The organism is Serpens gallinarum (assembly GCF_014836765.1).
Classification (GTDB): Bacteria; Pseudomonadota; Gammaproteobacteria; order Pseudomonadales; family Pseudomonadaceae; genus Serpens; species Serpens gallinarum.
The window spans coordinates 126434-146215 of record NZ_JACSQG010000007.1 but is presented as its reverse complement, the minus strand read 5'-3'; the positions used below and the strand labels follow the sequence as shown (position 1 = coordinate 146215).

The 19782-nt window shown below is 60.0% G+C and carries 16 protein-coding genes; 8 read left to right on the top strand and 8 right to left on the bottom strand.

Annotation, left to right across the window (positions count from 1 at the left end; genetic code table 11):
* The first annotated feature begins 28 nt into the window (after positions 1 to 28).
* The 3 genes from H9642_RS13540 to H9642_RS13530 all read left to right on the top strand — a co-directional run bounded on the left by H9642_RS13540 (position 29) and on the right by H9642_RS13530 (position 6284).
* Positions 29 to 1933, top strand: a complete 1905-nt coding sequence (locus H9642_RS13540) for a DUF1302 domain-containing protein (RefSeq protein WP_251836975.1) — start codon at positions 29 to 31, stop codon at positions 1931 to 1933.
* A 23-nt stretch (positions 1934 to 1956) separates the two neighbouring features.
* The gene (locus H9642_RS13535) at positions 1957 to 3321 is read left to right on the top strand and encodes a DUF1329 domain-containing protein (protein ID WP_251836974.1); all 1365 of its coding nucleotides are present in this window, start codon (positions 1957 to 1959) and stop codon (positions 3319 to 3321) included.
* 233 nt (positions 3322 to 3554) lie between these two features.
* Positions 3555 to 6284 carry a winged helix-turn-helix domain-containing protein gene (locus tag H9642_RS13530; protein ID WP_251836973.1) on the top strand — a complete coding sequence of 910 codons (2730 nt, stop codon included), beginning with the start codon at positions 3555 to 3557 and terminating at the stop codon, positions 6282 to 6284.
* Between the two features lie 59 nt (positions 6285 to 6343).
* On the opposite strand, the gene H9642_RS13525 is transcribed toward H9642_RS13530, so the two are convergent.
* Positions 6344 to 7141, bottom strand: a complete 798-nt coding sequence (locus tag H9642_RS13525; RefSeq protein WP_251836972.1) for a hypothetical protein — start codon at positions 7139 to 7141, stop codon at positions 6344 to 6346.
* Between the two features lie 172 nt (positions 7142 to 7313).
* On the opposite strand from H9642_RS13525, the gene H9642_RS13520 reads away from it, so the two are divergent.
* Positions 7314 to 8261 (top strand): alpha/beta fold hydrolase, encoded by a 948-nt coding sequence (locus H9642_RS13520; RefSeq protein ID WP_251836971.1) that lies wholly within the window; start codon positions 7314 to 7316, stop codon positions 8259 to 8261.
* An 86-nt stretch (positions 8262 to 8347) separates the two neighbouring features.
* Here the strand turns inward: H9642_RS13520 and H9642_RS13515 are convergent, their stop codons facing one another.
* Both H9642_RS13515 and H9642_RS13510 read right to left on the bottom strand, forming a co-directional pair.
* Positions 8348 to 9421, bottom strand: a complete 1074-nt coding sequence (locus H9642_RS13515; protein WP_251836970.1) for an LOG family protein — start codon at positions 9419 to 9421, stop codon at positions 8348 to 8350.
* 46 nt (positions 9422 to 9467) lie between these two features.
* Positions 9468 to 10871, bottom strand: a complete 1404-nt coding sequence (locus tag H9642_RS13510; RefSeq protein WP_251836969.1) for an MBL fold metallo-hydrolase RNA specificity domain-containing protein — start codon at positions 10869 to 10871, stop codon at positions 9468 to 9470.
* A 135-nt stretch (positions 10872 to 11006) separates the two neighbouring features.
* Between H9642_RS13510 and H9642_RS13505 the strand changes: the two genes are divergently transcribed.
* Entirely contained in the window at positions 11007 to 13409 is a 2403-nt protein-coding gene (locus H9642_RS13505; RefSeq protein WP_251836968.1) for a phosphoketolase family protein, read from the top strand.
* Positions 13410 to 13477: 68 nt separating this feature from the next.
* Here the strand turns inward: H9642_RS13505 and H9642_RS13500 are convergent, their stop codons facing one another.
* Positions 13478 to 13870: a PA3611 family quorum-sensing-regulated virulence factor gene (locus H9642_RS13500; RefSeq protein WP_251836967.1), complete on the bottom strand. Its 393-nt coding sequence runs from the start codon at positions 13868 to 13870 to the stop codon at positions 13478 to 13480.
* Positions 13871 to 13977: 107 nt separating this feature from the next.
* Here H9642_RS13500 and H9642_RS13495 point away from each other — a divergent pair, with 107 nt between their 5' ends.
* Positions 13978 to 14685, top strand: a complete 708-nt coding sequence (locus H9642_RS13495; protein ID WP_251836966.1) for a tRNA-uridine aminocarboxypropyltransferase — start codon at positions 13978 to 13980, stop codon at positions 14683 to 14685.
* Positions 14686 to 14763: 78 nt separating this feature from the next.
* On the opposite strand, the gene H9642_RS13490 is transcribed toward H9642_RS13495, so the two are convergent.
* Positions 14764 to 15678 (bottom strand): DMT family transporter, encoded by a 915-nt coding sequence (locus tag H9642_RS13490; RefSeq protein ID WP_251836965.1) that lies wholly within the window; start codon positions 15676 to 15678, stop codon positions 14764 to 14766.
* Positions 15679 to 15801: 123 nt separating this feature from the next.
* Between H9642_RS13490 and erdR the strand changes: the two genes are divergently transcribed.
* A complete protein-coding gene (erdR, locus tag H9642_RS13485; RefSeq protein WP_251836964.1) occupies positions 15802 to 16449 on the top strand; it encodes a response regulator transcription factor ErdR in 648 nt (215 codons plus the stop codon).
* A gap of 22 nt (positions 16450 to 16471) precedes the next feature.
* Here the strand turns inward: erdR and H9642_RS13480 are convergent, their stop codons facing one another.
* On the bottom strand, positions 16472 to 17398 hold the full coding sequence (locus H9642_RS13480; protein ID WP_251836963.1) for a LysR family transcriptional regulator: 927 nt from the start codon (positions 17396 to 17398) through the stop codon (positions 16472 to 16474).
* A gap of 107 nt (positions 17399 to 17505) precedes the next feature.
* On the opposite strand from H9642_RS13480, the gene fpr reads away from it, so the two are divergent.
* Positions 17506 to 18282, top strand: coding sequence for a ferredoxin-NADP reductase (fpr, locus tag H9642_RS13475; protein ID WP_251836962.1), 777 nt, complete (start codon positions 17506 to 17508; stop codon positions 18280 to 18282).
* Positions 18283 to 18331: 49 nt separating this feature from the next.
* Here fpr and H9642_RS13470 read toward each other — a convergent pair whose 3' ends face one another.
* Both H9642_RS13470 and tsaA read right to left on the bottom strand, forming a co-directional pair.
* Positions 18332 to 19003, bottom strand: coding sequence for a potassium channel family protein (locus H9642_RS13470; protein ID WP_251836961.1), 672 nt, complete (start codon positions 19001 to 19003; stop codon positions 18332 to 18334).
* 79 nt (positions 19004 to 19082) lie between these two features.
* Entirely contained in the window at positions 19083 to 19778 is a 696-nt protein-coding gene (tsaA, locus tag H9642_RS13465) for a tRNA (N6-threonylcarbamoyladenosine(37)-N6)-methyltransferase TrmO (RefSeq protein WP_251836960.1), read from the bottom strand.
* Positions 19779 to 19782: the final 4 nt, after the last annotated feature.

Sequence of the window (19782 nt, the reverse complement as noted above, 5' to 3'; positions counted from 1 at the left end):
AACATAAAAAGTACATGGAGTAGCGTCGATGACAACAACAAAACCGTTCTGGCGTCGGGCACGACTGCCATTGGCCATCAGCCTGGCATCCACACTTTCCGCGCCGGCCTTTGCGTTGAACTTCAATATCGGGGAAATCGAAGGGCAGTTTGACTCGTCGTTGTCGGTCGGCGCCAGCTGGGCCACCGCCAAGCCGGACCAGGACCTGATCGGTGCCAACAACGGCGGGCGCGGTCTGTCGCAAACCTCCGACGACTCCCACCTGAACTTCAAGCGCGGCGAGACCTTCTCCAAGATCTTCAAGGGCATCCATGACCTGGAGTTGAAGTACGCCGACACCGGGATCTTCCTGCGCGGCAAGTACTGGTATGACTTCGAGCTTAAGGATGAAGACCGCCCATTCAAGCCGATCGAGGAACGGGGCCGTGAGCGTCTGGCCAAATCCTCAGGCGCCGAGCTGCTAGATGCCTTCGTCTATCACAACTACACCATTGCCGACCTGCCGGGCACTGTGCGCTTGGGCAAGCAGGTGATCAGTTGGGGTGAAAGTACTTTCATCATGAACGGCATCAACGCGGCCAACCCGGCGGACGTTTCCGCTTTCCGTCGCCCCGGCGCGGAAATCAAGGAAGGCCTGATTCCAGTCAACATGTTCTATGTCGGCCAGAGCCTGACCGATAACCTGTCGATGGAAGCCTTCTACCAGATCGAGTGGAACCCGACTGTACTTGAGAATTGCGGTACGTTCTTCTCGCAGCCGGACGTCGTGGCACCCGGGTGTGATGACAATCTGGCGGTGTTGATCAACGACGAAGCGCTTATTGGAACGCTTAATACCCTCGCAGCAGGAGTAGGGTTGGGTGTTAGATCGTCAGCGTACGGTGAGGGATTGTTGGTTGAGCGTGGTGCGGACCGCAATGCTCAGGACGATGGCCAATGGGGCTTGGCGTTCCGTTACATGTTTGAGCCACTGGATACCGAATTCGGCGCCTATTTCATGAATTATCACAGCCGCATGCCGATTTTCAGCGGTGCTGGTCCGGATGCTGCGACTCAAGCAACAATCAATACCTTTGCCTCCGGTATTTATGGTCTTAGCCCGGCGCTAGGGACAGCCGCCGGTGCCGCGCTGACAGCTGCGAACGGCCAATATTTCATCGAGTATCCGGAAGATATTCGCCTGTACGGCCTGAGCTTCTCAACCACCTTGCCTACTGGCACAGCCTGGCAAGGCGAGATCAGCTATCGTCCGAATGCGCCGGTGCAGTTATCAACCACCGATGTGCTCTATGCCGGTTTGCGCAACCTGCAGCTCAATGGTGTTGCAGTGTATGACGGCGCTTCTTTGTTGGCTGCAGCGCCGGGTCAGGAGCTGAACGGTTACAACCGCAAGGAAGTTACCCAGTTGCAAACCACCTTCACCCATTTCGTCGATCAAGTCATGGGCGCCTCGCGTATGACCTTGGTGGGTGAAATCGGCTGGACGCACGTTGGTGGGCTGGAAAGTTCAAGTGAAGCCCGCTACGGCCGTGATCCGATTTTTGGGCCGGGTGCGGGTGCGATGTGTACCGCGTTGAACGTAGGTACCGTGGGCGACGGTTCTCAGGCCAACGTCAGCAAGTTCTGCGAAAACGACGGCTTCACCACTGCTGACTCCTGGGGCTACCGCGCCCGTGTCATTTGGGAATACCCCAACGCCCTGCTGGGTGTGAACCTGCAGCCGAGCCTGGCCTGGTCGCATGACGTCAAGGGTTACTCCCCGGGCCCGGGTGGCAACTTCGAGGAAGGTCGCAAGGCGGTCAGCGTCGGTCTGAATGCTGATTACCAGAACACCTACACCGCCAACCTGTCTTACACCGATTTCTTTGGTGGCGATTATTCGACCCAGAGTGACCGGGACTTCGTGGCCCTGAGCTTTGGCGTGAACTTCTAAGCTGCCCGATTAAGGAAACGCATATGAAAACAAAAACATTGATGCAGACCGGCGCACTGGCACTTTCCCTGTTGGCCGGCGGTGTAATGGCCGCAGTCTCTGAATCCGAGGCGGCCAAACTGGGTACCACCCTGACCCCGATCGGCGCTGAAAAGGCGGGTAACGCGGCGGGCACCATTCCGGCCTGGACCGGCGGTCTGCCCAAGAATGCCGGAGCTGTGGACGCAAAGGGCTTCCTAGCCGACCCTTTCGCCAACGAGAAGCCGCTGTTCACCATCACTGCGCAGAACGCCGAGCAGTACAAGGACAAGCTGACTCCCGGTCAGCTGGCAATGTTCAAGCGCTATCCGGAGAGCTACCGCATTCCGGTGTTCACCACGCACCGCACCGCCACGCTGCCGGCCAGCGTGCTGGAAGCCACCAAGTACAACGCGACCCATACCCGGCTGCTGTCGGGGGGTAACGGCCTGGATGACTTCCGCACCGCCAACGCCTTCCCGATTCCGCAGAACGGTCTGGAAGTGATCTGGAACCATATCACCCGCTACCGTGGCGGCAGTGTGCGTCGTCAGGTCACCCAGGCTACGCCGCAGGTTAATGGTTCCTTCAACCTGGTGTATTTCCAGGAGGAGTTCGCCTTCCGCGATGCCCTCAAGGACTACGACGCGAGCAAGCCGAGCAACGTGCTGTTCTACTTCAAGCAGCGGGTAACCGCACCATCGCGTCTGGCGGGTAACGTGCTGTTGGTGCACGAAACCCTCGACCAGGTGAAGGAGCCGCGTCTGGCCTGGCTGTACAACGCCGGTCAGCGCCGCGTACGTCGCGCGCCGCAGGTGTCCTATGACGGTCCGGGTACTGCTGCCGACGGCATGCGCACCTCCGACCAGTTGGACATGTATAACGGCGCGCCGGACCGTTACAACTGGAAGCTGATGGGTAAGAAGGAGCTGTACATTCCCTACAACAGCTACCGCCTGGACTCGCCGAACCTGAAGTATGCGGACATCATCAAAGCCGGCCATATCAATCAGGATCTGAGCCGCTATGAGCTGCACCGCGTCTGGCACGTGGAAGCGACCCTGAAGCCGGGCGAGCGCCACATCTATGCCAAGCGTGACTTCTACATCGATGAAGACACCTGGCAGGCCGTTGCGATCGATCATTACGACGGTCGCGGCAATCTGTGGCGTGTTGGCGAAGCCCATTCGCAGTACTACTACGACAGCCAGGTACCCTGGTACACCCTGGAAGCGCTGTATGACCTGCAGTCTGGCCGTTATCTGGCTCTGGGCATGAAGAACGAGGAGCGCAAGGCGTACGAGTTCGGCTATCAGGCCACGGAAAGCGAGTTCACTCCGGCGGCGCTGCGCCAGTCCGGCGTGCGTTAATCGAGCACTATCCGACCCGGGGTCACTTGGGTCATCGGCTACGAAAGAACCCATGCTTGCATGGGTTTTTTCGTTTTCACCCGCCTGGGTGTCGGGCCGCGCCATTGGCAGTTGCTCATGTGCGTAATGTGATCAGGATGTCGTTGAGTGCATCTTGAATCGGGCGCCACCTTTCAAAGCAGGGGTGAAGGCGCTAGGCTGGTCGACGTTTGTCCCTTGAGGCCGACCTGCCCATGACGGTGTTATCCCGCTCGCAGACTTCGTTGCTAGAGTCTTTGCCTGGCGCCCAGGCAGGCCGTTTTTTTCGTCCGCCATTGCCGGCTGGGCATGTACCTCGTCCGCATTTGTGCGAACGGCTGGCGCAAGGGTTGCGTGGTCGGCTCCTGCTGATCAGTGCACCTGCCGGGTTTGGTAAAAGCTCCTTGGCCGGTGAGTTTTGCGAGAGTCTGCCGCCGGGCTGGCGCAGTCTTTGGCTCGGACTCAGCCCGCGCGTCAGTGATCCAGGGCGCTTCTTCGAATACCTGCTTGAGGGGTTGCGTCAGTTTTTCCCAGGACTGGGTGAAGAGGAGCTGGCGCTGTTGAAGATGCGTCAGCCGCATCAGCCCTTCGCGTTCGAGGAATGGCTCACCGTCGTGCTGGATGAGCTGGCCGTCTGCTTGTCAGCAGAGCAGCCGTTATTGCTGGTGCTCGATGATTATCATCTGGCCCAAGGCTCCGTTCTGGATGGTTGCCTACAGTTCATTCTCAATCATTTGCCGGCCGGTCTGGTGTTGCTGGTTACCAGTCGGCAGCGTCCGGATTGGCATCTGGCCCGCTTGCGGCTTTCGCAGCAGTTGTTGGAGCTGCAAGTGCAGGATCTGCGTCTGAGCGCGGAAGAGTCCCAGGCATTACTAAGCGGGCATGGCATACCGTTATCTCAGGATACTTTCAATGATGTACAGACGCGCTGTGAAGGCTGGGTCGCCGGCTTGCGCCTATGGCTGCTGGCACGTCAGGAAGAAGGCGAAACCGAACCGGTTGGCCAGCCTCGCAACGCCGATGGGCTGATCCACGATTATTTGCTTGAGGAAGTGATCGAGCGACAGACCCCAGAGGTGCAGCACTTTCTTTACCAGACCGCGCACCTGGATCGCTTTTGCATCGATTTGTGTGATGCGGTGCGCGAGGCTCATGACAGCAGCGAGATACTCGCTTACCTGCAGGCCCACCAGGTGTTCCTGGTACCGCTGGATGAGCGGGGTAAGTGGTTTCGCTATCACCACTTATTTTCCGATTTGCTGCGCCATCCCGACATCGACACGGGGGTCACCCCTTCGACCTTGCATTTGCGGGCCTGCCGCTGGTTCGGTGCCCATGGTGAGCTGATCGAGGCAGTGGAACATGCGCTGCGAGCAGGGCGCAGCGATGTGGCGGCATCGTTGGTGCAAAACCTCTCTGAAGAGAAGCTGCTGGGCGAGCAGAACGTGGCCATGTTGCTTCGTTGGAAAGTCGAATTGCCGGACACCCTGCTCAGCACCTCGCCGCGCTTGATCATGCTGTATGGGTGGGCGCTGGCCATGGCCTGTCAACTGGACGCCGCAGAATCGCTGGGTTATCAACTGGGGAATTTCCTCCCTGCTGCGTCAGCGGAAGAACAGGCCTTGCTGCTGGCCCAATGGCTGGCGTTGAGTGGTGTGATTGCGCGTGGGCGTGGTGAGCTGGATAAGGCCGAGCACTATTGCCGCGAGGCGCTGGAAGCATTGCCGGCTGATCGTTATGGACAGCGCTTCATGTGCATCTCTGTGCTAGCCAATATTGCGGTGGCGCGCAATGCGTTATGGCCGGCCCGGATGCGCAACCGCGAGGCGCTCGAGCTGGCGCAGCGGATCGGCAACCCGCTGTTCGAAGCGCTGGCTCATTACGATCGCGCGCGGGTTCTACAAGCACGGGGGGAGATCGCGCGCGCACTGGGTGAAGTTCGCCAGGGATTGGAGGTGTTGCGTGAGTATCCGCAGAGCCAGCCTTATGCCGTGCGCGCGCGCCTGCACCTGTATGAGGGCTACCTTTTAGCGCTGCGCCTGCAACCTGGGGAAGCACGCGAATCCCTGCAGGCAGGTATTGCCGAAGCGCATCGATGTCGGGATGTCAGCGTGGTAATCGGGTATTGCGTTCTGGCACGTTTGTCCGGACACGCGGGGAAGCACGATGAGGCGTTCACTCAGTTGGCTGAAGCTGAGCGCATCATGCATGCATGGGATGTCCCGCCGATCTACTACTTGGCCCTGGTAACCCTGGTCAAATGCGAGCTGTGGATGAGTCAGGGGCAGCTGCCGCTGGCGGGAATCTGGCTGGCTCGTCTGGAGCAAACCTATGCCGGCGAGCAGGCTGCGGCAGCTCCGGAACTCTTGCCCCAACTGCCCATGCATATCACCTTGCAACGCGCAGCGCTGGCCATCGGGCGTGGGCAATCGAAAGAGGCTGAAAAGCTGTTGCGCCAACTCGAACAACAGGCGCGCGCCAGCGATTGCTTGATGATCGCGACGATGGCAGGTGCTCACCTGTGCCTGTTGTTGCGTATGGGGGGAAGCGAGCGCGAGGCTCAGCAGCAGCTACGTACGAGCCTGGATTTGGCGCAAGGCGGTGGGTTCTGGCAATTTCAACCGTTGATCGAGCGACAGGCAGAGTGGTTGCGTGCGCAACTTCGCGTCCAGCCGGACTGCCCGGTGGCCTCAGCCTTGCGTGGCCTGTTGCCAGCCGAGCAAGAGTTGCATGACGGGTCTGAACCGACCGAGACGCTTACCGCCAGAGAATTGTCGGTATTGCGCCTGATAGCCAAGGGCTGCTCCAACCAGCAGATCAGCGAAAAGTTGTTCATTTCCCTGCACACGGTCAAGACCCATGCCCGGCACATCAACAGCAAGCTTAACGTCCAGCGGCGTACCCAGGCAGTCGCGCGCGCCAAGGAGCTGGGGTTGCTGGAATAGGCTTACCGATGTGTGCACTGAGCGCTCAGGTGTGTGATGCACTGAGCGCTGCCTCGTGGTCAACCGCGTGACGCGTTGCGTCTGTTCATGTCCATTTGAAGAGCCAGCAGAACGGGGTGCAGCTCAGCCAGGCTGGTGCGGACCTCAGCGTGTGGGTGCTCGTGGGTCAGCTGTGCGATACGCGCTACTACTTCATCGCGGGTTGTCGCTGGCAGGTGCACGAACAGTTCCGGTAGCAGCTTGCCGAGTTCTGCCGCATAGAGCGCCAGGTCGTCCTGAGCGAACTGCTTGCCTAGTTCCAGGTAATCCAGGGCGCTGGTGGAGAGCATGCCGGCAGCATTCTTGGCCTCGCGCAGACCCTGCAAGCGTACAGGGTTGCGTTGTTCGTCGGCTGACAAGGTCATCCAAAACTCCACCGTAAGGGTAAACAGGATCGCCTGCTGATTCAGCGCATGGCTCATCAGACCCAGTGCTTCGGCAGCATAGGGCTGACGCGTGGCGGTAAAGTCGAAATATAAGCGCATCAGTTCCTTGAGCTGCAACAGCGTTTCGCGCGCTTCGTTCTGGCGTAGCTCCAATGGGGCATAAATGTTCAGCTGCGGACGAAAGTTTTCCTGGCTGACCATGCGCTGGTAAATCGGCCCGGTGAACTCGCCGCTGCGTCTGGGTAGCGCGTTGCTCTGGTTGGCGTCGACCTTTTGCAGCGCGATTAACAGTTGGTGGTAATCGCTGCTACTCCAAGGACGCTGAATGTCGGGGATTTTCTGCCCCAAGTAAAACAGCTCGGCGGCCCCCGCGGAGCGCAATGCGAACAGTGTGAGCAGGAGCAGGGAAAGCAGGCGAGGAACTAGGCGCATCGGCGGGTCCGACAAGTGGGCGTCGCGTCAGCTTAGTCAGCCCCAAGCGCAGCGTCATCCCGCGCCGGGCTGAGATCTTTCGCGATGTGACGCAGGCTCTACCTAGGTTGGGCACTCAGCGCCGGGTGGCTGTGCTGTCATGCGAGCATCCCCCGCTAGAGGAGAGAGCGTCATGACCGTTTCCAGTTATTCGATACACCCACCACTGGCCTCCGGTCTGGCCCGGCTGGGGTTTGGCGAACTGCCGCTGGAAAGCCTCAAGGCTCGTTACGGCAGCGCCGCCCGTGGTTCGCGGTATGTCGAGCTTGACGGCTTCACTGTGCATTACCGCGATGAAGGCAGTCGTGACAAACCGGTGATTGTGATGATCCACGGCGTAGTCGCCTCGCTGCATACCTGGGACGCCTGGGTGCCGGCTTTTGCGCCGCATTACCGCATCGTGCGCTTCGACGTGCCGGGCTTCGGCCTTACCGGTCCAGCGCCGGGCGATTACAGCGCGGAGCGCATGCTGAAGGTTCTGGAACTGTTGCTGGCGTATCTGGCGATCGATCAGGCCATTTTGGTGGGCAATTCATTGGGCGGTTATATCGCCTGGAATTTCGCCCTCGCTTCCCCGCAACGGGTCGAGAAGCTGATTCTGATCGACCCGGCGGGCTACAAGATGCGCACGATTCCCTGGATGATCGCGGCTGCCGCGTTACCGGGATCGACCTGGGCAATGCCGTTGTGGATGCCGCGTGCGTTGATCGCCCAAGGCGTCAAGGAGGTGTATGGCGAGCGCGGACGGATTAAACCCGGAGTAATCGACCGCTATTACGACCTGACTCGCCGCCCCGGCAACCGCCGCGCGATGATGGAGATTTTTCGCATGATGATGCGGGTCAACAAGCGCGAGTTGCACCAGACGCCACAGCGTGTCGCACAGCTTCGTGTGCCGACCCTGTTGATGTGGGGCGATCGTGACCGCTGGATTTCTCCGGAACATGTGCCGTTATGGCGGCGCGACGTACCGGGTTTGCAGGTGCGCACGTACGCGGGTGTCGGGCATATTCCCATGGAGGAAATACCTGAGCGCAGCGCTGCCGATGCGTTGAGCTTTCTGCAGGGGCGGATGGCGTAAAGGCTGTCACCAGGGCGCATTCATGCGAAGCGTTCCACCGCGTTCGCCACAACCCCTCTTGGCGAGGGGTTGTGGCCTCAGTTGCGTTACTTAGCCCAGTTTTCCGGCAAGTTGATGAAATCGAACATTTCGCGCAGACGACCGTGATCGCGGCCGTTGAAGATGAAGGTCAGGCGCGGCAGATGGCTGAGCTCGGGGTCATCCTGCTCCGTACCGCAACCAAGTTGCTGCTCAAAACCGCCACTCAGGCACAGGTCGGCATAGTCGCTGTGCAAGGTTGCAAGGGCCGGTTCGCTGAGGGCATGGTTGAGGCGAACGATGAAATACTCCTTCAGCCAGCGACTGGAGTGGAAGTTGCGGTAGAACTGGGCAATTTCGGCGGCCGCTTCCTCGGCGCTGTGGGCCAGACGCATCAGGTGCATGTCGCTGGGCAGGATGTAGCGGTTTTCCACCAGCTGTTTGCTCATGAAGTGCAACGCGTCGTGCCAATAGCTGCCACCGGGCTCGTCGAGTAGAACCACCGGCACCAGCGGGCTTTTGCCCGTCTGGATCAGGGTCAGGACTTCCAGTGCTTCATCCAGCGTGCCGAAACCGCCCGGGCACAGCACCAGCGCATCCGCTTCCTTGACGAAGAACAGCTTGCGAATGAAGAAGAAGTGGAACGGCAGCAGGTGCTCAGTGCCTTCCACCGTAGGGTTGGCATGCTGTTCGAAGGGCAGGGTGATGTTGAAGCCCAGGCTGTTTTCCTGTCCGGCACCTTCGTGGGCTGCGGCCATGATACCGCCGCCCGCGCCGGTGATGACCATCAGGTCGTAACGGGCCAGGGTCGCGCCGAGCTCGACGGACAATTTATACAGCGGATGATCGATGGGCGTACGTGCCGAGCCAAAGACGGTCACCTTGCGCCGGCGCTTGAATTTTTCGAGTGTGCTGAAGGCGCGTTCCATCTCACGCAAGGTCTGTAGCATGATTTTGGCGTCCCAGCGGTTGCGGTCGGCTTGGGCCATGCGGATCACGGTGGTGAGCATTTCGCGGTACAACGGCTGGTTGGGGCTGGACTCAGGCACTACGAGGCGAGCGATCTCATCGACCTTGGATGTCAGGTCGATACCGCTGGTCTGGAAATGACGGGACAGATAATCGTCCGATTCAAAAGGCATGCAGCGTCTCCGGGTAATCGTTTTACGATGGTTTTTCCATGTTTGGTTATAACGCGATGCGCTCGCCTGCTTCGGGAATAATGGCTTCCCAGTTCAGTCGAGCACGCAGACCTGTCTGCAGAGCCAGCATCTTTTCCCGCTCGCCGTGTACCAGGTAAAGCTCGGGTCGGGATTTGAAATTGGACGCCCAGTCGAGCAATTGTGATTGGCCTGCATGGGCGGAAAATCCACCCAGTGTATGGATTTGGGCCTTTACGGCAATCTGTTGATGGAACAGTCGTACGCTCGAGGCACCGTCGATGATAGCGCGACCCAGCGTGCCCTTACTCTGGAAGCCGGGAATGACCACGTGGCATTCCGGGCGCCAGAGGTTGTGCTTGAAGTGATGGAGAATACGCCCGCCCGTACACATGCCGCTGCCGGCGATAATGATTGCGCTGTGGGTGGTGCGGTTGATCGCCATGGACTCTTCGGCGCTCGGCGTGGTGCGCAGGATTGGCAGCAGATCGTTCAGCTTGTGGAGGTCTCGTCCGCTTAACTGCTGGCGCTCGAGTGGGTCAAGGTGATCCAGGTAGCGGTTGTAGATATCCGTGGCGCGGATTGCCATTGGGCTGTCGAGGAAGACCGCCTGCTGGGGCAGGCTCCCCTCGTGGTAAAAGCGCCCGAGGTAGTAGATCAGGTCCTGGGCCCGACCCACGGCGAAAGAAGGGATCAGCACGTTGCCGCCGTCACGTTGAGCGGCTGCCAGGATCTGCGCGAACTCCTCCAGGGTGTCTGCGGCGCAGCGGTGATCACGGTCCCCATAAGTGGATTCGAGCAGCAACACGTCGGCTTCTTCAAGCACGCTGGGGTTGCGCATCAGAGGCGAGCAGTCGTTACCGAGGTCTCCGGAAAATACCAGGCGACGAGTGCGGCCATGGTCATGCACATCCAGCTGAACGATGGCCGAACCGAGGATGTGCCCGGCGTCATGCAGGGTAGCGAGCACGCCTTGCGCGACCTTGACTGCCTGGCTGTAAGCAACGGGCTGGAACTGGCTCACCGCCTGTTCGGCATCGGCACGCGTATACAAGGGTTTGATCAGCGGCTTGCCGCGCCGTGCCCGCCAGCGGTTTTCCCACTCGGCGTCCTTTTCCTGAAGGTGCGCGGCATCCTGCAGCATCAGATCCATCAGTTCACAGCTGGCTTCGGTAGCGTAGATCGGGCCGCGGTAACCGGAGCTGACCAGGCGCGGCAGCAGGCCGCTGTGGTCAATATGCGCGTGGGACACCACGACGGCGTCGATGCGTGCTGGATCGAAGGCGAAAGGCAGACGGTTGCGGTTTTCTTCTTCACGACGGCCTTGGTGCAGGCCGCAATCCAGAAGAACCTTTATGCCGTCATGGGTTTCGATCAGGTAGCAAGAACCCGTGACCTGCTGGATGGCGCCAAGGAAGCTGAGTAAAGCCATAGTTTGCAATCCCACGTCCTGTCGTTAAAAACAGTCTGAGCCGATCGGCGTCACGCTGTCTTGATACATATCAGATCCCTTGGCTGGCTGTCTGCCTAGACTTGTCGAAACACTTGTCGCGACGGAGCCCACACCATGCATCAAATCCTGCCGAGTCCCTCCGAACTGGCTGAGCATGCTCGCCGTGAGCCGGACTTTGCCCGATGGAGCGAAGGATACGGCCCCCTTCAACATGCTGATGAAACACGCGCGGCAGTATTTCGCATGGCGCATCAGTTGGTGCAAGCGGGACTCCACCAGGACCTGGCCAGTGTCTATCGCCTGCTGCAGGGGCTCGACCGGCTGACCGCCGCGGGTCTGTGGTTGGTTGTGCACATGACGTACGCGCGTCGTGTACGTCTGGATGGGGCACCGTTGCAGGCCGAAGATTTCAAGGCCCAGCCGGAAGGTCATACCGGGGGGGCGTTGAATATGGTGCCGGGCTATGCCGGTTACCTGGCGCTGAACGCGTTGACCGGTACGACCCGCGGCTGGTTGATGGGGCAGGGGCATTGCGTGGCGGCGATCGAGGCGCTTAACGTGCTGACCGCCAACCAGCATCCTGAGCAGGCGGCGCGTTATCGCTTCGACGAGCAGGGGCTGAGTCATCTGGTGAGCGATTTCTACAGTTACGCCCAGGCGCCTGATGGTACAGCCGGCGTGCCGTTGGGTAGCCATGTCAATCCGCACACCGCAGGGGGCATTGCCGAGGGCGGCTATCTTGGGTTTGCCGAGCTGCAATATGCCCACATGCCGTTACCGGGTGAAACCTTGGTGGCCTTCCTTTCCGACGGTGCAGCTGAAGAGCAGCGGGGCAGCGACTGGATTCCCCGCTGGTGGCGTGCCGAGGATTGCGGCACGGCGTTACCGGTGATGATCGCCAACGGACGGCGCATCGAGCAGCGCACCGAACTGGGCACCCTCGAAGGCCTGAAGGGATTCGCCGAGCATCTGCGTCACTGTGGCTTCGACCCGATCCTCTTCGATGGTCGCGATCCCGCCGCGTTCGTGACCACGCTGTGGGAAATGGAGCAGCGACTGGCCCGCCGGGTGGATGAGAAGAATCACGGCATCCTGCACTATCCGCTGCCGATCCCCTACGCCATTGCCGAGACCACCAAGGGCTTCGGCTTTTATGGCGACGACAGCAATGCCGCGCACAACCTGCCGTTACCCGGAAACCCCTCCCTTGATGACGAGGCCCGCGCATTGTTCAACACGCATGTCACGCCGCTGTGGGTGGCCCCGGAAGAATTGTCCGCCGTGCGCACGCTGTTCAGTTCACGTGGCGAGCGCCCGCTGGAGCGCGATCATGCCCTGGCCTTGCGCCATCCGCCGGCGCCGCGTTTGCCGGCGTTGCACTACCGGGCGGACTCGTGCTCACCCATGGCCGCGCTGGACCGTTTCTTCGTCGAACTCAGCGCTGCCAATCCCGAGTTGCGCCCCCGGGTCGGTAATCCCGATGAGTTGGCCAGCAATCGCCTGGGCGGGGTACTGAAAGCACTAAAACACCGAGTCAGTGAGCCGGAAAACGAACGTGAAGCGGTGGATGGCAAGATCATCACCGCCCTCAACGAGGAAGCCGTGGTCTCGGCCTGCCTGGCCAACCAGGGTGGATTGAATCTGGTGGCCAGTTATGAAGCCTTTTGCGTGAAGATGCTGGGCGCGGTGCGCCAGACGATCATCTATGCACGCCAGCAAAAAGAGGTTGGACGCCCCGCCGGCTGGCTGGGCTTTCCCGTGGTGGCCACGTCGCACACCTGGGAGAACGGCAAGAATCAGCAGTCGCACCAGGACACGACGTTCTGCGAGGCTTTGCTGGGTGAAATGAGCGATATGGTACGGGTAGTGTTTCCTGCCGATCACAACAGCGCGCTGGCGCTGCTACCCATAATCTATCAATCCCGTGGCCAATTGGCCTGCATGGTCATTCCCAAGCGCGAGCGCCCGGTGTACTTCGATCAGGCCCAGGCCGAACAGCTGGCACGTGATGGTGCCATTGTGGTCGAGGAGGTTGGCGGGGTCGATCCGCTGCTGCTGATTGCCAACGGCAGTTATCAGCTCGAAGAAATGCGCCGCGCCTGCCAGCGCCTCAAGGACGCCGGTTGTGGTTATCGGCTGGTGTATCTTCAGGAGCCGGGCCGCTTCCGCGCCCCCCGTGACCAGTGGGAGATGGAAACCGTAGCTGACGAAGCCACGGTGGGGCGGCTGTTTCCCGACCATTATGAAAGGCGTGTGTTACTCACCCACATGCGCCCCGAAGTCGCGCGCGGCGTGCTCTGGCCGATTCTGCCAGATGCGCGTCTTAGCGGAGTGCTCGGCTATCGTAACCGGGGCGGCACCTTCGATGACAAGGGCATGCTGTTTGCAAACCGTTCCACTTGGGCCAACGTGCTAGCAGCCTGTGCGCGCATCATGGACGTGCCGCGCACCGCGTTGCTGACGCTTGATGAAGCCGCTGCCGTGGCCGGTAAAGGGGATCCGCAGGTACTGCGCTGAGTGTTCTGGCGCAAGCAAGCATCGCGGCCTTGCCAGGGCAGCGATGCTTTTTGTTGACGTGACGGCGCCTAGGGGCAGTCTGTTGCCTGAAAACGCTGACTGCTGATCGGCTCGCCGTTGGGGTATTCCGTGAATTGGTAACGCAGGGTAGCGCCCTGGTCTAGTAGCCGCTTGAAGCCTGCGTTGTTGCACACGCTTTGGGATAGCTGCTCGCGTACCGCTTCGGGATTGCGGCGCATTTCTTCTGCGTGGCGAGGCTGCACGCCCAGGTGATTGATGAGTTCGTGGCCTTCTACGCTGAATCCGCGGTCAAGCAGATCGGCATTGATGGCCCGCGGTGTGCCGACACTGCTTTCTCGGGCGATGCGCTGCAGGTCGCGACTCAATTGTTCGCTTCTCAAGGATTCTGCCTGCGCCCAAGGCATGGCGAAGCACAACAACATGGCAAGTAAGCGTGACATCCAACGTTCCCTCTAAAACTGCTTTGACCTGTCGTCGACGAGGGTGTTCGAGGCGTGTAGCCCGCATCTGTTAAACTGGCCGCCCTTGAGTTATCACTGACTTACCCATGCATGCTGTAGCCCGACTGCGCGCCGAGCGCCTGGCGCGTAGCCTCAAGCCTTTCATTGCCCGTGGTTCGCGTGCCGAACGTTGCCCCGCGTGCCGGGTCATTCCTCGCTATTGCCTGTGCGCCTGGCGACCGACCGTGACAGCCGAGTCCGGCATGTGCCTGCTGATGCATGACATCGAGGCGCTCAAGCCCAGCAATACCGGTTGGCTGATTGCCGATGTGGTGCCCGATACTCACGCCTTCGGTTGGTCGCGTACCGACGTTGATGAACGTTTGCTGGCATTGCTGGACGATTCGCAGTGGCAGCCTTATGTGGTTTTTCCGGGCGAATACGCCGCGCCTGAACGCGTGGTGCAGCAGGTAGCGGTGCAGCCTGGCAAGCGGCCATTGTTCATCCTGCTGGACGCCACCTGGACCGAGGCGCGCAAGATGTTTCGCAAAAGTCCGTATCTGGACGGCTTGCCGGTGCTCAGTTTGCAGCCGGAGCAGCTGTCACGCTATCAATTGCGCCGTTCGACCCGCGCCGAGCATCTGTGTACCGCCGAAGTGGCGGCGCTGTGCCTGGAGTTGGCCGGTGACGCCCCCGCGGCCACTGCACTGGGTGGCTATTTCGACCTGTTCACCGAACATTATCTGGCCGCCAAGCACAAGCGTGTGCTGGACGTGAACAACGCGTCGCATCGCGAGATGCAGGCTTTTATATAGCCGCGGTGCACTGGCAGGTTTTCCGCGTGGGGGCAGGTGGCCATCCCAACGGGGGCCACCCGATCAACGACTTCGATCCTAGGCCTGTGTCGTCTGCGGCTTGTCGAGGGGCGTTACTTTTTGAGGCCACAGTTGTGCAAGCAACATCCCGGCGAACATCAGGGCGGCGCCGATATAGCCTTTCATCGCCAGGCTTTCACCCAGGAACAGCCAGCCGGCAAAGGCCGCGAAGACTGCTTCCAGTGACAGGATGATCGCCGCATGGGAGGCAATGGCGTGTTGCTGTGCCACCACTTGCAGGGTGTAACCGACGCCCACGGCAAAAAAACCACCGTACAGCAGGGCCGGGGCGGCTTGGACAATCGCGCTCCAGGCAATGGGTTCGAATGCCACGGCGAGCAGCAAACTGATGATCCCGCACGTGACGAATTGGAGAAAGGCCAGGCGTAGTGGGTCATAGCGACTGGCAAAGAACCCTACCACCAAGACGTGCACGCCCCAGACAAACGCACCGGCCAGTTGCAGCCAATCGCCTGAGGCAACGTGGAAGTTGTCTCCGACACTGAGCAGGAACATGCCGGCCACCGCAAGAGAGGCGCCGAGCCAGGTTCCTAGCCCGGCACGTTGGCCTATGAACAAGCCCAGCAGAGGAACGACAATCACGTACAAGCCAGTAATAAAGCCGGAGTTGGTTACCGTCGTAAACAGCAGGCCAACTTGTTGCAGGTTGATGCCCAAGGTCAGGGCCATGCCCATCAGCATGCCGCCCAGCAACAGGCCGCGATGGGCAAAGCCCGGCGTGGGTGCCTCGCGGGCTTTTTTCTGTCGCCAGATCAGCGGCAACAGCACCAGGGCGCCCATGCAAAAACGCAACCCGGTAAACAGGAACGGGCCGATGGCATCCATGCCGACCCGCTGGGCAACAAAGGCCGATCCCCAAATTATTGCGGTAATCAACATCAGCAGATCGGCGCGTAGGGCTTTGCTTTGCATTGCAGAACATCTCGCAGGGAAAAAGGTGCAAACTCTGCCGTAAAGCATCTCGCTTGACCACTCCGATCTAGCTCGTCATCCTTGGTTGTCTGCCAAGATCCATATAAAAAACAGGGACATTTCATGGCTGCCTACGAAATCCTCATTGCTGACGATCATCCTTTGTTTCGTAGTGCGTTGCTTCAGGCGTTGAGCCAGGGGTTGGGCAGTGAAGCCAACCTGGTGGAAGCGGCAAGCATCGCGGAGCTGGAGGAGCGTCTGGCTATCAAGTCCGATTGGGATCTGGTGTTGCTCGACCTGAACATGCCCGGTGCCTATGGCTTTTCCGGCTTGGTGCTGTTGCGCGGCCAATACCCACAAATACCCGTCGTGATGGTCTCTGCGCAGGAGGAAGCCGCCGTGGTCAGCCGCTCTCGCGAGTTTGGCGCCAGTGGTTTCATTCCCAAATCCAGCTCATTGCAAACCATTCAACAGGCGGTCAGGGCCGTGCTCGATGGCGATGTCTGGTGGCCGGAGATGGCAGATGCCGGGCCGGCCGTCTCTGCCGAGGAGCGCGAAGCCAGTGCGGGTCTGGCGAGCCTGACACCGCAGCAATTCCGGGTGTTGACCATGGTCTGCGAAGGCCTGCTGAACAAGCAGATTGCCTATGAGCTGAGCGTCTCCGAAGCGACGGTCAAGGCGCACGTGACCGCCATTTTCCGCAAGCTGGGCGTACGAACGCGCACCCAGGCAGCACTGCTGCTTCAACAATTGGAAACGGTGCCGGGCTAGGAAATGTCTGATTGCCTGTGTTTCACGCAATGGTAGGCAGCACAATCTCATCACTGCGTCGCACATTGGCGGTCAGCTCTCGACACTGATCGATGAACTCGCGCATCGCGGCGCTGTGGTATTTGCGCTTGTTCCAGATGAAACAGAACTGCCGGCGCAAATCCAGCTCCGGGGTCTCCAAGCCAACCAGGCTGCCGCGCCGGAAAGCATCGCGCAGGGCCAGGCGCGAAATGCAGCCAATCCCCAGGCCCGACTCCACGGCTCGTTTGATCGCCTCGGTATGCTCCAGCTCCAGGCGAACATTGAGCGGCGCGTGATGACCGCGCACTGCCTGGTCGAATCTCATGCGGGTTCCCGAGCCTTTCTCGCGCAGAATCCAGCCTTCATTGCGCAGCTCGTCCAGACCGACCTTGCCCCGCGTGGCGAGCTGATGTTGAGGTGCGCAAAACACCACCAGTTCATCCTCCACCCAAGGCTGGACTTCTATGTCCGGGTGATGGCATTCGCCTTCGATCAGACCGAGATCAAGCTCATAGTGGGCGATCTGGTGAACGATTTGCGCCGTGTTGTGCACATGCAGCGCCACTCTGCATTCCGGATGGCGTTGCATGAAAACACCAAGCAGCAGAGTTGCCAGATAATTGCCCACGGTCAAGGTCGCGCCCACTTCCAGTGAGCCAAAATCACTATGGCCGCTGAGAATATTTTCGATTTCACGACCCTGGGCAAGCAAGGCCATGGCCTGGGGTAGCAGTTGTTCGCCGAGGCTGTTGAGTCGCAGGCGCTTGCCATGGCGCTCGAACAGTTGGCAGTCGGATTGACGCTCCAGTTCGTTCAGCGAGCTGCTGGCGGCTGATTGCGAAAGAGAGAGGGTTTCCGCCGCGCGCGACACGCTTTCCTGCTTGGCAATGGCGACGAACACCTCGAGTTGGCGCAGGGTGAATCGCATATTCAATTAACCGATAAGTTATATTTTAATAATTAATTTAACAGATAACCAAAGAGCCGGTAAAATCGCTGTAATTTCTTGCCTTAAGGCATCCTACGAGGACCACCATGAGCAATCTGAACGTCGAGCGTGTGCTCAGTGTTCACCACTGGAACGATACCCTTTTCAGCTTCAAGACCACCCGTGATCCGGGGCTGCGTTTTGAAAATGGCCAGTTCGTGATGATCGGCCTGGAAGCGAATGGGCGTCCGCTGATGCGTGCCTACTCGATTGCCAGCCCCAACTATGAAGAACACCTGGAATTCTTCAGCATCAAGGTAGAGAACGGCCCGCTCACCTCGCGCCTGCAGCATCTCAAGGAAGGCGACAATATCATGGTCAGCAAGAAGCCGACCGGCACCCTGGTCCTGAGTGATCTGAAGCCGGGCAAGCATCTTTATCTGCTGAGCACCGGTACGGGGCTGGCGCCTTTCATCAGCGTGATCCAGGATCCGGAAACTTATGAGCGTTTCGAGAAGGTGATCCTGGTCCATGGCGTGCGTTACGTCAGCGAAGTCGCCTACGAGGAATTTATCACCCAACAGTTGCCGCAAAATGAGTTTTTTGGCGACGCGGTGCGCGACAAGCTGATCTATTACCCCACGGTGACTCGCGAACCGTTCCGTAATCAGGGCCGTCTCACCGAGCTGATGCGCAGCGGCAAGCTGTTCAGTGATATCGGCCTGCCGCCGATCAATCCGCAGGACGACCGTGCCATGATATGTGGCAGCCCGAGCATGCTGACCGACACCAGCGCAACCCTCGACAGCTTTGGCCTGACGGCTTCGGCCCGTATGGGCGACCCAGGCGATTACTTGATCGAGCGTGCCTTCGTCGAGAAGTGACCGTAACGAATACTTCCGAAACCCGGCTTGCCGGGTTTTTTTATGGGCGTTAACGGCGGAGTATGGTGAGGCCAATCAGCCGGGAGACCACCAGGGCGATGTACATTACCCCGGCAAACGCCTCCAGCATGACCAACGCGCGCGCCATGGGATTGAGCGGCAGGATATCGCCGATACCGACGCCGGATAGGGTGACGAAACTGAGGTACAGCAACTCCATCCAGGTGCGGGCCGCTTCAGGTTCGACCAGCGCGGCGAAACTGCCGGGAATCAGAATCTGGCAGGCGTTGTAGAAAAAGGCGAATGACCAGGCGAGCAGAGTAAAGGTAGCACCGGAGGCGAACAGCTCATCGGTGGTGGCGCGCTGATCTTCCATCATGTAGCTGATCAGGCTGCCCGCCGCGTAGAGGTAGAAAGCACCCTCCAGAATGGCGATGGCCAGCGTCAGCTGCCAGCGGGTGGCAAACAGGTTCAGGGCCCACAGGCTAAGCACCACCGCCGCCAGCAGAAAACCGATCCAGGCTTGTGCCGCGCTGCGGCGAACCAGGCGCAATGTGGCCCCGAGAACAACCAGGCCGAAGGCACCGAACAGCGCCCGACCGAATGAGGTGTTTTCCATCCACGGATAGAGCAATACGCCGAGGAGCTGAATGAGCAGCAGCAGGGCCGAAGGATGGCGGGCCAGGTAATTCAGTGGTCCGGGCAGAGGTGTTCGGCCCATGGCGGGCGCCCTCAGGAGGAAGACAGCTCGCTGAGCGTAGTGCCGGTGGGATGCCAGTTCAAGGCCGAGATCTGTGTGATCAATCCGGGTTGCTGACCACTTCTAACACGCGAATCAAGCCTGGCTGCGGATAGTGCCAGCGCACCTGCACATCCCAGAAGCCAACGCCGTAACGGCGCTCGGGCGTGGGTTTCTGGTAGGCGGGGCGCGGGTCTTGCGCCAGGCATTGTTCGATCAGTTCCACCAAGGGCTCCGTCAGGCGCTGGGCATGTTCGCTTGCCTGGAGCAGTGCGGTGGGCGTCCAGTCCACGGCAATTGGCTGCGGCGCATCGGCTGCGATGCTGTTGTGTGCAGACGGGAGGCAATCGGCATAGGGCACGTAGGGTTTGATGTCCACAATCGGTGTGCCATCGAGCAAATCGATACCCGACAGCCACAGGCGTCCGGGTTCGACCTTGTCCAGGCGCACCACGGATTGGCCAATGCCATTGGGACGATGGGTCGCCCGCGTGGCGAACACACCGAGGCTGCGGTTGCCACCCAGACGCGGCGGGCGCACTTTGAGGCGCGGGGTGTCTTCCAGCGCTTGATGAAAGAGGAACAGCAGCCAGACGTGACTGACCTGCTCGAGGCCCTCCACAGCCTCGGGTTGATCGAACGGCGCGACCAGTTCCAGGACGCCACGGGCAGCGGGCGCCAGTTGTGGCTGGCGCGGAATGGCGAATTTCTCCTTGAAGCAGGAGCGGACGTGGCCGATCGGTGTGATGCAATGCATGGCG